The organism is Planobispora rosea (assembly GCF_014648175.1).
GTDB lineage: Bacteria > Actinomycetota > Actinomycetes > Streptosporangiales > Streptosporangiaceae > Planobispora > Planobispora rosea.
On sequence record NZ_BMQP01000041.1, the window covers coordinates 29208 to 40508 of the forward strand.

The 11301-nt window shown below is 74.0% G+C and carries 11 protein-coding genes; 3 read left to right on the forward strand and 8 right to left on the reverse strand.

Annotation, left to right across the window (positions count from 1 at the left end; translation table 11 throughout):
* From IEZ08_RS30705 to IEZ08_RS30720, 4 genes are read right to left on the reverse strand one after another with little or no spacing between them, the layout of a single operon-like run.
* Complete coding sequence (locus IEZ08_RS30705; RefSeq protein WP_229803690.1) at window positions 1–1023, reverse strand: branched-chain amino acid ABC transporter permease; 1023 nt, start codon at window positions 1021–1023, stop codon at window positions 1–3.
* A gap of 46 nt (window positions 1024–1069) precedes the next feature.
* Window positions 1070–1948: a branched-chain amino acid ABC transporter permease gene (locus IEZ08_RS30710; RefSeq protein WP_068923895.1), complete on the reverse strand. Its 879-nt coding sequence runs from the start codon at window positions 1946–1948 to the stop codon at window positions 1070–1072.
* A gap of 6 nt (window positions 1949–1954) precedes the next feature.
* Complete coding sequence (locus IEZ08_RS30715) at window positions 1955–2734, reverse strand: ABC transporter ATP-binding protein (RefSeq protein ID WP_084780171.1); 780 nt, start codon at window positions 2732–2734, stop codon at window positions 1955–1957.
* Entirely contained in the window at window positions 2731–3492 is a 762-nt protein-coding gene (locus IEZ08_RS30720) for an ABC transporter ATP-binding protein (RefSeq protein WP_068923896.1), read from the reverse strand. The genes IEZ08_RS30715 and IEZ08_RS30720 overlap by 4 nt, the downstream gene beginning before the upstream one ends.
* Window positions 3493–3714: 222 nt before the next feature.
* Between IEZ08_RS30720 and IEZ08_RS30730 the strand changes: the two genes are divergently transcribed.
* Both IEZ08_RS30730 and IEZ08_RS30735 read left to right on the forward strand, forming a co-directional pair.
* Window positions 3715–6780 carry a helix-turn-helix transcriptional regulator gene (locus IEZ08_RS30730; protein ID WP_229803691.1) on the forward strand — a complete coding sequence of 1022 codons (3066 nt, stop codon included), beginning with the start codon at window positions 3715–3717 and terminating at the stop codon, window positions 6778–6780.
* Between the two features lie 214 nt (window positions 6781–6994).
* Window positions 6995–7900 carry an alpha/beta hydrolase family protein gene (locus IEZ08_RS30735; RefSeq protein ID WP_068923897.1) on the forward strand — a complete coding sequence of 302 codons (906 nt, stop codon included), beginning with the start codon at window positions 6995–6997 and terminating at the stop codon, window positions 7898–7900.
* A gap of 39 nt (window positions 7901–7939) precedes the next feature.
* Here the strand turns inward: IEZ08_RS30735 and IEZ08_RS30740 are convergent, their stop codons facing one another.
* Window positions 7940–8905 (reverse strand): DMT family transporter, encoded by a 966-nt coding sequence (locus tag IEZ08_RS30740; protein ID WP_084780177.1) that lies wholly within the window; start codon window positions 8903–8905, stop codon window positions 7940–7942.
* A 74-nt stretch (window positions 8906–8979) separates the two neighbouring features.
* Between IEZ08_RS30740 and IEZ08_RS30745 the strand changes: the two genes are divergently transcribed.
* A complete protein-coding gene (locus tag IEZ08_RS30745) occupies window positions 8980–9894 on the forward strand; it encodes a LysR family transcriptional regulator (RefSeq protein WP_068923898.1) in 915 nt (304 codons plus the stop codon).
* Window positions 9895–9897: 3 nt separating this feature from the next.
* Here the strand turns inward: IEZ08_RS30745 and IEZ08_RS30750 are convergent, their stop codons facing one another.
* From IEZ08_RS30750 to IEZ08_RS30760, 3 genes are read right to left on the reverse strand one after another with little or no spacing between them, the layout of a single operon-like run.
* Window positions 9898–10377, reverse strand: coding sequence for a VOC family protein (locus IEZ08_RS30750; protein WP_084780179.1), 480 nt, complete (start codon window positions 10375–10377; stop codon window positions 9898–9900).
* Entirely contained in the window at window positions 10374–10880 is a 507-nt protein-coding gene (locus IEZ08_RS30755; protein ID WP_229803693.1) for an SRPBCC family protein, read from the reverse strand. Before IEZ08_RS30755 ends, IEZ08_RS30750 begins: the two co-directional genes overlap by 4 nt.
* The gene (locus IEZ08_RS30760; protein ID WP_068923899.1) at window positions 10877–11233 is read right to left on the reverse strand and encodes an ArsR/SmtB family transcription factor; all 357 of its coding nucleotides are present in this window, start codon (window positions 11231–11233) and stop codon (window positions 10877–10879) included. Before IEZ08_RS30760 ends, IEZ08_RS30755 begins: the two co-directional genes overlap by 4 nt.
* Between the last annotated feature and the right edge of the window lie 68 nt (window positions 11234–11301).

Here is an 11301-nt window from a genome sequence, read left to right on the forward strand (position 1 = left end):
TCAGCCCCTCCCGAGCCGGCGCGCCACCCCGCCGGCCGCCATGCGCAGCAGCCCGGCCAGTCCGGTCGGCGCGAAACAGACGACCACGATGATCAGCAGTCCCGAGACGATGCCCGGGATCGCGTCCCCGGCCCGCTGCGCGGCGGCGGGGACGAACGTCACGAAGACCCCGCCCAGGAGCGGGCCGGCCAGCGAGCCCGGTCCGCCGATCACGACGGCGGCGAGCAGGACGATCGAGAGCGTCACGGTGAAGGAGTCAGGGGAGACGAACCCGACCACCCACGCGTAGAGCGTTCCCGCCACCCCCGCGTACATCGCGCTCCACCCGAACGCCAGTGCCCGGTGGGAGCCGGGCCGTACCCCCAGGATCTCGGCCGCGGCCGGATTCTCCCGGACCGCCGTCAGCGCCCGCCCGGCACGCGACTCCAGCAGGTTGCGGGCCGCGGCGAAGGCCACCGCCGCCACGGCGAGGACCAGGAGGTAGAGCCACTGGTCCTCGGCGAGCCCGGTCCAGGACGGCGGGGACGGCACGGGCACCGACAGCCCCATCGAGCCCCCGGTCACCGTCCCGAAGCGTTTGATCACCGGTGGGACGACCGCGGCGGTCACGAAGGTCACCACCGCCAGGTAGGGCCCGCTCAGCCGCAGGGCGGGCCGGCCGAGGGCGAGACCGAGGCCGAAGGTGACCAGCGCGGCCACCGGCAGGGCCAGCGGGTACGGCACGCCGAGCCGGCCCGTCATGATCGCCGCGATGTACGCGCCGATCGCGAGGAACGCCCCGTGCCCGAGGGACACCCGGCCGCCGTGCCCGACGACGAGGTTCAGCCCGAGCAGGGCGATCCCGTAGACGAGGACCATGGTCAGCTGGAAGACCCGGTACGGCTCCAGGACGAACGGGGCTGCGCAGGCGGCCACGGCCAGCGCCGCCAGCGTCGTCCGCTGCCAGGGCCACACCCGCCTGCGGTCCCCGGCCATCCGGCCGACCGCGAGCCTGCGGTGCCCGGTCTGCGCGACGGCGTTCACGCCGGTCCCCTCTCGCCCGTCGTTCCCGTGCCGCACCGCACCGCGCTCACCACTGTCCCGCCGTTCCCGCCGTTCCCGCCGGGCCGCGGCGGAGCACCAGGACCGCGACGATGACCAGCAGCGGCACGATCACCTTGAGGTCGGCGCCGACGAACGCCACATACGTCCCGGCCAGCGTCTCGGCCACACCGAGCCCCAGTCCCGCGACGACGGCCGCCACGGGGTCGCGGAAGCCGCCCACGACGGCGGCGGCGAAGGCGTACACCAGGACGCCTCCCATCATGTTCGGCTCCAGGAACAGCAGGGGGGCCACGAGGATCCCGGCGATCGCCCCGACGGCGGCGGCCAGCCCCCAGCCGAGGCCCAGCACCCTGCCGACCCGGACGCCGGACAGGCGGGCCGCCACCGGATCGGCCGCGACCGCCCGCATGATCAGCCCCGCGCCGGTGTGCCGGAAGAACGCGTGGAGCAGCAGCATCATGACGGCGACGACCCCGAGCACGCCCAGCGCGGAGAACCCGCTCTGCGCGCTGCCGAAGCTGAGCGCGGCGGGGAAGGGGTTGGGGAAGGAACGGACGGCGAAGGACCACACCAGGCCCGCGGCCGCGTTGACGAAGACCATCAGTCCCACCGTCACGGCCACCGGCGCCAGTTCCCGGTCGCCCTCGACCCGCCGGATGATCGAACGTTCCACCAGCATGCCGCCCACGAGCGAGACGGCGAGGGTGACCGGCAGCGCGGCCCAGAACGGCAGGCCCGCGTCGAGGAGCTGCCAGGCGACGTACGCCGAGAGCATGGCCAGCTCGCCCTGGGCGAAGTTGACGATCCCGTTGAAGCGGTGGACGAGCACCAGGGCCAGGGCGAGCCCGGCGTAGACGGCTCCCAGACTCAGTCCCTGCACGATCTGGAGCAGCAGTCCTGCCACCGCCGGTCACCTCCCCGGCCGGAAGAGGGAGGGACGGCGGCCGGCCTGCGGCCATCCCGCCGGGCCGCCCACGGTCAGGCGCCCCGACTCCATGACGAGGGCACGGCTGGTGAACTCCAGCGCCAGCCGCGCGTCCTGCTCGACCAGGAGCATCGCGACCCGGTCGTGGGAGCCGACCGCGCGGAGCACGTCGAACATCCTCCGGGTGGCGACGGGCGCCAGCCCCCGGGAGGGCTCGTCGAGCAGGAGCAGACGGGGCCGCGTCATCAGGGCGCGGCCGACCGCGAGCATCTGCTGCTCGCCCCCGCTCAGGCTCCCGGCGGGCTGGCTCAGGTGCGCCCGCAGGACCGGGAACCAGGCCAGGACACGGCGCATGTCCTCGGCCCGTTCGGCGGCGGGCCGCAGGTGCGCGCCGATCCGCAGGTTCTCCTCCACGGTGAGGGGGGCGAACAGGCCCCGGCCCTCCGGGACGTGCGCCACCCCCAGCCGGACGATCTCCTCCGGGGCCCTGCCGAGCAGCTCGGTCCCGTCCAGAAGGACCGATCCCCGGCCGCGTACCAGGCCGGACAGCGCCCGCAGCATGGTCGTCTTGCCCGCGCCGTTCGGTCCGAGGACGGCGACCATCTCCCCCGCGGCCAGTTCCAGATCGACGCCGTGCAGGACCCGCGCCGGACCGTAGCCCGCGCGCAGGCCGTGCACCCGCAGCAGGGCCGCTGGACCGTTCCCCGTCCCGGGCGGGGCTTCGAAGAGGGACCGCGGGTGATCCCCCGGGCCGTTCACGGTCATGGGGCGACTCCCAGGCACGCGTCGATGACGGCCGGATCGCGGCCGACCCGGTCCGGCGGCCCGTCCGCGATCTTCCTGCCGGAGTCGAGGCAGACGATCCGGTCGCACAGGCCCATCACGAACCCCATGTGGTGCTCGACGACGATGATCGCGGCACCGGAGGCGGAGTGCACGTCCTGGATGACGCGGCCGATGTCCGCCGCCTCGTCCTGGCCCAGGCCGCTGATCGGCTCGTCGAGCAGGAGCAGGCGGGGCCGTACGGCCAGCGCGCGGGCGATCTCGATCCGCTTCAGCGTCCCGTGCGGGAGGTGGGCGGCCGGGTGGTCGGCCAGCGGGAGCAGGTCCATGTGCTCCAGGATCCCGTCGGTGATCCGGCGGATCTGTTGTTCCTCCCGGCGGCTGCGGCCCAGCCGGAGCGCGGCCGCGCCGAACCCGGACCGTCCGTGGCGGTGGGCGCCGACCATGACGTTCTCGCGTACCGACAGCCCGGGGAAGAGGCCGAGGTGCTGGAAGGTCCGGGCGATGCCGCGCCGGGCGACCTCGTACGGGGCAAGCCCGCCCAGTTCCCCGGTCTCGAAGCGCATCCGGCCCGCGACGGGGTCACGCCGCCGGGTCAGGCAGTCGAACAGGGTGGTCTTGCCCGCCCCGTTCGGCCCGATCAGGCCGACCAGCTCACCGGGGCGGACCGTGAGATCGACCTCCGACAGGGCGGTGACGCCGCCGAACCGCACGGTCAGCCCGCCGATCTCAAGTGTCACCGTCTCTCCTCGGGAGGGCGTGGCCGGTCAGGGCAATGACGAGGGCCGGGTGGGAGAAGGGAAGTCTCCGGGCTCCGCGCCGGTGTGCGCATCGGTGAAATCACCGGTCTTGGAGACGTCCGCGCAGATGTCGACACCGGTCCGACACCGGCTCTTCTCAGTGGTGACACATCCGCGTAACACTGGGCCATGTCCTGCGCTTCTCCCGCCCCCCTGGCATCGATGCCGCATCTGCGCCCATCCGCGCCGCACACCCGCACACCGGTGCTCCACGGCCGCGCCGCGGAGCTGGACACGCTGCGCGGCCTCGCCGCCGGCGCCCTCCTCGGCGCGGGCGGCGCGCTGCTCCTGCTGGGCGCGCCGGGAACGGGCAAGTCCGCGCTGCTCGACGCCGTCGCCGAGGCCGTCACCGGAACCACCACCGGAGCCGCTTCAGGGACCGCTTCGGGGACCGCTTCAGGGACCACTTCGGGGACCACCGCCGACGCCGTCCCCGGCGGGGAGGAGACCGGCCGCTTCCTGGTGCTGCGGGCGCGCGGCACCAGAACCGAGGAGCACCTGCCGTACGCCGGGCTGCACGCCCTGCTCCGGCCGATCGCGGGCGGGACGGCACCGCCGCTGCCCCCCGCCCAGGCCGCGGTGCTGGCACGGGCGCTGGAGCTGGGCACGGCCGACGGCGGGCTGGCGTTGCCCGCCGCGGTCCTGTCCCTGCTGCGCGCCGTGGACCGGCCGATCCTGATCTGCGCCGACGACGTCCACCTCCTCGACGCGCCCAGCCGCGAGATCCTGTTCTTCGTGGCCCGGCGCCTGGCCGGGGAGCGGATCGCGATGCTGCTCACGGCCACGGAGAAGGCCGCCGAGGAGACCGCGGAGAACGCCACGGGAAATGCCGCGGGCGATGCCGCCGAGGGGGCTCCCGGGGGCGACGGCGCCTTCCCCGGTACCTCTCACGACGCCTCCCGCGCTGTCTCCCGCCCCGCCTTCCGCGGTGTTCCCGGCGGCATCCCCGGTGACGTCCCCACGCTCGTGCTCGGCGGGCTCGACGAGGAGGCGTCCCGGCGGGTGCTCACCGATCTGGCGCCGGAGATGACCGAGGACCTGCGCGCGTCGCTGGCGCAGACCGCCCACGGCAACCCGCTGGCCCTGCGCGAGCTCGTCGGCTCGCTGACCCCCGCGCAGCTGAGCGGCACGGCCGCGCCGCCGGAGACGCCCCCGCCCGGCGGGCGGCTGTGGCGCGCGCACGCCGAGCGGCTCTCCCGGCTGCCCCGCGACACCGGCAACCTCCTGCTGCTGATCGCGGCCGACCCGGAACTGGACACGGCCACGCTCCTGCGCGCCGCCGAGCCGGGATGCGCGCTCACCGCGCTGGAGGCGGCCGAACGGGCGGGGATCATCGTCCGGCTGCCCGAGGACCGCTACGACTTCCGGGAACCGGTGGTGCGGGCGGTGGTGTACGGCGACGCCCCGGCCGCCCGGCGGCGCGCGGCGCACCTGGCCCTCACGAGGCTCCTGAACCAGGAGCACCAGCGCCTGCGGCGGGCGTGGCACCGGGCGGCCGCGCTGGACGGGCCCGCCGAGCGGCTGGCCGACGAGCTGGTGGAGGAGCTGGCGGCCGCGCCGGCCGGCGGGCGGGGGGCGTTCCCCGAACCGTTCCGCGTCCTGGAGCGGGCCGCCGAGCTGACGACCCGTGGCGGCACCAGGGCGGCCCGCCTGGCCGCCGCCGCCCGGCACGCCTGGCACGCGGGGCTGCCGCAGCGCGCCCGGTCGCTGCTCAACCGGCTCAACCGGCTCAACTCCCTGACGATCTCCGAGGAGGTGCGGGGGCGCGCGGAGCTGGTCCGGGGCAGCCTGGAGCTGCGCAGCGGCAAGACCGGCAGCGCCTGCGACGAACTGCTGGCGGCGGCCGAGTGGCTGCTCGACCGGGACCGGGAGGAGGCCGTGCGCGCGCTGGTGCGGGCGAGCGAGGCCAGTTACATGGCCGGCGACACCCAGCGGTTCCTGTCCATCGTGCGGCGTTCTGCCGCGTTGCGGCGCCCGGACGACCCTCCCGTCACCCAGCTGATGTTCGAGTACCTGGAGGGCATCGCGGCGACCTTCCGCGGGCACCACCGGGACGCGGCGGCGCCGCTGCGCCGCGTACTGGAGCTGGCCCCCTCGGTGGACACCCCCTCCGTGCTGGTCTGGGCCTGCGTGTCCAGCCTCCTGCTGGGCGACGACGCCCAGGCGCTGAAGCTGTCCACCAGGGCCATGGAGACCGCGCGTGCCCAGGGGGCCGTCTCCACCGTGCCGCAGGTGCTGGAGTTCCTCATCCAGGCCGAGCTCTGGCTGGGCCGCTACGCCTCCGTGGCGGCCAACGCGATGGAGGGCCTGCGCCTGGCCCAGGAGACCGGCCGGCTCAACAGCGCGGCCCAGCACCTGGCCTGGCTCGCCCTGGCCGCCGCCGTGGAGGGCGACGAGGAGACGTGCCGGATCAGGGCCGGCAGCGCGATCGAGCTGGCCGACGCCCACGGCCTCGGCGTCGTCGGCGCGCTCGGCGGCTGGGCCCTGGCCCACCTCGACGTCGCCGCGGGCCGCCACGCCAACGCGGCCGGGAGATTGCGGGCGGTGGCCCGGGCCGACGGGACGGGCGGCCATCTCGTCATCCGGGTGATGGCGACGCCCCACTTCGTCGAGGCGGCGGCGCGGACCGGCGACCTCGAACCCGCGCGGGCGGCCCTGGCCGTGCTGGACCGCTGGGTGGCCAGCACCGGGAGCCCCGACCGGCTGGCGCTGGCGGCGCGCTGCCACGCGCTGCTGGCGGAGCCGGGAGAGAGCGAGGAACGTTTCCGTGAGGCGCTGGACCTGCACCACCGGGGCTCCTGCGCGTTCGAGACGGCCCGCACGCAACTGCTGTTCGGCGGGGCGCTGCGCCGCAACCGGCGGCCCGGCGCGGCCAGGGAGCATCTGCACGGCGCGCTGGAGACCTTCGAGCGGTACGGTGCCCGGCTCTGGGCCGAGCAGGCGCGCAGCGAGCTGCGGGCCGCGGGAGACGCGCCGCCCCGGCCGGGGGGTCACACCCTCGTGACCGGCACGGCGGCGCCGGCGGAGGCGGCGGAGTCCCCGGCGGTCCAGGCGCTCACGGCGCAGCAGCTGCAGATCGCCCGGCTGGTCGCGGACGGGGCCACCAACCGGGAGGTGGCCGCCCGGCTGTTCCTGAGCCCGCGCACCGTCGAGCACCACCTGCGCAACATCTTCTCCCGGCTCGGTATCCGCTCCCGGGTCGAGCTCACCCGGCTGCTGCTCGGCTGACATGTTCTATGGGGACACGTGCCGTTCTCGGGCGAAATGGGTGATTTCACCGATGCACTGAAGAACCTGACAGCGCGAAAGTATCTGCCGTCAACGTTCCGAGGGAACCGAGGCACCCCGGAGTCCCGCCGCCCCGGCGGCGCGCCGACGGGGACGGCCCTCCCCCTGCGGGGGTCGTCACCCGGTTTCCCTCCTACGGACAGGAGTACGTCACGTGCAGTCACACCCCCCGATCTCAGCAAGCCGCACGGCCCGGACGCTCGCCAAGCTGACCCTCGCGCTGGCTCTCGCCGCCGGGACCGGCGCGGTCGCCCCCGTCGCCGCCCACGCCGCCGTCGGGTACGAGCGCGGCCCCAACCCGACCGAGTCCATCCTGGCCGCCACCCGCGGCCCGTTCTCCGTCTCCGACACCAACGTCTCCTCGCTGGTCGTCAGCGGCTTCGGCGGAGGCACGATCTACTACCCGACCGACACCAGCCAGGGGACGTTCGGCGGCGTCGTCATCGCCCCCGGCTACACCGCGAGCAAGTCCAGCATGGCCTGGCTCGCCGAGCGGCTCGCCTCGCACGGGTTCGTGGTGTTCAACATCGACACCAACACGCGCTCCGACCAGCCCGACAGCCGCGGCCGGCAGATCCTGGCCGCCGCCGACTACCTGGCCGAGGACAGCAGCTCGACGGTCCGCAGCCGGCTCGACTCCAGCCGCATGGGCGTCATGGGCCACTCCATGGGCGGCGGCGGCACCCTCGCGGCGGCCGACAGCCGCCCGTCGCTGCAGGCGGCCATCCCCCTGACCCCCTGGCACCTCGACAAGACCTGGGGAGGCGTCCGGGTCCCGACGATGATCATCGGCGCCGAGAACGACTCGATCGCCTCGGTGAGCTCGCACTCCGAGCCGTTCTACAACAGCCTCTCCGCCGCCCCGGAGAAGGCCTACCTGGAGCTCAACGGCGCCAGCCACTTCGCGCCGAACAGCGACAACGACACCATCGCCAAGTACGCCATCTCGTGGATGAAGCGCTTCGTCGACGACGACCTGCGCTACGACCAGTTCCTGTGCCCCGCTCCGGGTCGCAGCACCACCATCGAGGAGTACCGCTCCTCCTGCCCCCACTCCTAGCGGACCGTCCCCGCGCGGGGATCGGATGATCACCGTCTGCTACACGGGGATCGCGTGATCACGGCGGCCGTCCTCCGGGGCGGCCGCCGTTCCGCGGTCGCGGCGGCCGGCCCGGGCCGGCCGGGCCTGCAGGACGGCGGCCGAGGACAGGACGAGCAGGCCGCCGGCGAGCTGCACCGGGGTGAGGAACTCCGCCAGGGTGAGGGCGGCCAGCGCTGTGGTGACGACCGGTTCGAAGGTCGACAGGATGGCCGCGGTGGAGGGGCCGGTGCGCCGCAGGCCCGCGAAGAAGGCGAGCATCGCCACGACGGTGGACACGACGGCGATGCACGCCAGCCAGAACCACCCCCGCGCGCCGAAGCCGAGGTCGACGCCGCCGGTGAGCAGGGCGCGGACGGCCAGGGTGAAGGTGGCTCCGGTCATCACCAGCGCGGAGAGCACGACCGGCGGCAGCCGGTGCACGACGGTGTCGGAGACCAGGATGTAGACGGTGTAGGTGATCGAGGTGCCGACGGCCAGGAGCGCGCCGAGCGGGTTGAAGTCCAGCCCGCCGCTACCGAGCAGGACGAGCAGCGTTCCGCAGGACGCGGCCACCAGCGCGGCGGCCCGGCCGGGCGTCAGGCGGTCGCGGCCGAGCAGGACGGCCGCCACGGTGACCAGGAGCGGATAGGTGTAGAAGATCAGGGACAGCAGCGAGGCGTCCACCAGTTCCAGAGCCGAGAAGTACAGGCTCGCCTGCGCGGCGTACCCGACCGCGCCCAGCCCGACGGCCGTTCCCAGGACGCCCGCGGTCACGCGGCCGGAATGCGGCACCGGAGCCGGGGACGGAGGGCTGTGGCGAAGACCCGGCCGCAGGAGCAGCAGAGCCGCCAGTACGGCGGCCGCCAGACCGAAGCGCACCAGCAGCAGCGCTTCGGGCGAGACGCCCGCGGAGTAGGCGAGCTTGCCGAAGATCGCCATGGCGCCGAAGCACGCCGCTGACACCAGACACAGTGCGGGACCCATGTCCCACAGGATCGTCGGCCACGACTCATCACGTCCAGCGATGATTGATGGACCTCATTCATTAGCATTTATGCATGGTTACGTTCGATCTCCACCGGCTCCGCCTCCTGCGGGAACTCGCGGAGCGCGGGACGCTGGCCGCGGTCGCGGCGGCTCTGGGGTACAGCCCGTCCGCGGTCTCGCAGCAGTTGAGCGTCCTGGAGAAGGAGACCGGCGCACGGCTGCTGGAGAAGGCCGGCCGCGGTGTGCGGCTGACCGACGCCGGACTCCTGCTGGCCCAGCACGCAGGAGTCCTGCTGGCGGCGGCCGAGGCCGCGACGGCGGACCTGGCGGCCCTGGGCGGCGAGGTCCGCGGCACCGTACGCGCTGGCGGCCTGCAGTCGGGAGCGCGCCGCCTGCTGATCCCCGCCGTGGCCCGCATGATGCCCGCGCACCCGCTGGTGCGCGTGGAGGTCTCCGAACTGGAGCTTGAGCAGGCGCTTCCGGGACTGCGGCTGGGAGCGGTCGACCTGGTCATCAGCGACGAGTACGACGGTCACCCGCGCCCCCGGCCGGCGGGGCTGCGCTTCATGCCGTTGCACGAGGAACCGCTCAAGCTGGTGCTCTCGCCGACGCATCCACTGGCCCGCCGGGAAGGGCCCGTCGCCCTGGCCGCGCTGCGCGAGGAGGCCTGGGTCGCCTCCGCCGCGGGCACCGGCCACCACGCCATGGTCGTGGGGACCTGCCGGTCCCTGGGAGGCTACGAACCCGATGTGCGGCACCGCTCCAACGACGCGGACATCCAGCTCGAACTCGTGCGCGCCACGGGGGCCGTCGGACTGCTGCCGGTCCTGACGTTGCCGGCGGCGGACGCGTCCCTGGCGATCCGTGACGTCGCCGAGGCCGAGATCCGGCGCCGCCTCGTCGCGGTCACCCGGGACGGCCCGACGGCCCCCGCGCTGAGGGCGCTCCTGAGGGCTGTGACCGACCAGGTGCGCGACGTCGGCTGACGTTCAGACACGCCAGGGCATGTGCTGGAGGGTCCAGGTGTTGCCGTCCGGGTCGGCGAAACGGGCGTAGTAGACACCGCCCAGGTCCTCGACCGGCTCCACGTCCGCGCCGCGCTCGATGAGTTCCGCGCGGGCCTTGTCGATGTCGCTCACCACCAGGTGCAGGCCGCGCAACGTGCCGGCCGGCATGTCGAGGGACTCGACGCCCTCGGTCAAAACGATCGAGCAGGCCGAGCCCGGCGGGGTGAGCTGGACGATGCGGACCCCGTCGGCGGGCCGCACGTCGACGTCCACGTGGAAGCCGAGGCGGTCGGCGTAGAAGGCCTTGGCCCGCTCGATGTCGGTGACGGGCACCGGGACGAGTTCGAGCAGGAACGCGCCGGGACGGACGGGCGGCGCGCTCTGGTCCACCGGGACGTCGGCGACGTCGGCCGGGATCTCGGTCTGCGCGGGCCGGGCCGGAGTGGACTGGGTGTCGGTCATCGCAACTCGCCTTTCAGGGTCATCTCGTCGAGCATCTCGGCGAGACGGTCGTACGCCTCGCCCGCGCCGCGTTCCATGGGGGTACGGAGCACGCCGTCGCGGATCTCCCGCGAGGGGTAGCGCACCGTGGTGGTCATCTCGGTCCGGCCGTCCCGCTCGCCGAAGACGGTCGTGACGAGAGCCTCGCCCTCCTCCCAGCCGTCGTGGATCTCGCTGTGGACCAGCCGGCCGGGCGCGTCGACCTCGTGGTAGGTCCCGCCGAGGCCCATCTCGGCGCCGTCCGGCCCGCGCGACACGAAGCGCCAGGCGCCGCCCGCACGCAGGTCGACCTCGCAGACGACGAGATGCCAGCCGCGCGCGCCGTGCCAGCGCCGCAGCAGTTCGGGACGGGTGAAGGCGTCGAAGACGAGCCGGCGGGGTGCGGCGAAGGTCCTGGTGAGCAGGAGACCGGTGCCGGACAGCGCCCGTACCGTCAGGCCTTCGCCCTGCTCCCGCGACGTCACGGGATGTCCCGCTCGGTGGCGTCCGGCCCGTTCTGATTGAGTTCGCCGAGCAGAGCGTCCAGCTTCTGGTAGCTCTCCTCCCAGTAGGAGCGGTAGTTCGCCAGCCAGTCCACGGCGTCCTTGAGCGGGGCGGCCTCCAGCCGGCAGGGCCTGCGCTGCGCGTCGCGCCCGCGGGAGACCAGTCCGGCCCGTTCCAGCACCCGCAGGTGCTTGGAGATGCCCGGCTGGGTCATCGCGAACGGCGCGGCCAGTTCGGTCACCGTGGCCTCGCCCTCCCTCAGCCGGGCCAGGATCGCCCGCCGGGTCGGGTCGGCCAGTGCGGCGAACGTCGCGTCCAGAACATCGGCAGCCATGTTCATTACCTTTCGGATTTATAACCAGATGGTTTTATATCGTGCCGGGTTCGATCATGTCAAGGAAC

What these genes read in the sequence shown, in the direction of transcription:
- IEZ08_RS30760 (WP_068923899.1), bottom strand. Translation starts at nt 11,233, where the DNA reads ATGGCTGCCGATGTTCTGGACGCGACGTTCGCCGCACTGGCCGACCCG.
- IEZ08_RS30740 (WP_084780177.1), bottom strand. Translation starts at nt 8,905, where the DNA reads ATGGGTCCCGCACTGTGTCTGGTGTCAGCGGCGTGCTTCGGCGCCATG.
- IEZ08_RS30715 (WP_084780171.1), bottom strand. Translation starts at nt 2,734, where the DNA reads ATGACCGTGAACGGCCCGGGGGATCACCCGCGGTCCCTCTTCGAAGCC.
- IEZ08_RS30745 (WP_068923898.1), top strand. Translation starts at nt 8,980, where the DNA reads ATGGTTACGTTCGATCTCCACCGGCTCCGCCTCCTGCGGGAACTCGCG.
- IEZ08_RS30750 (WP_084780179.1), bottom strand. Translation starts at nt 10,377, where the DNA reads ATGACCGACACCCAGTCCACTCCGGCCCGGCCCGCGCAGACCGAGATC.
- IEZ08_RS30730 (WP_229803691.1), top strand. Translation starts at nt 3,715, where the DNA reads ATGCCGCATCTGCGCCCATCCGCGCCGCACACCCGCACACCGGTGCTC.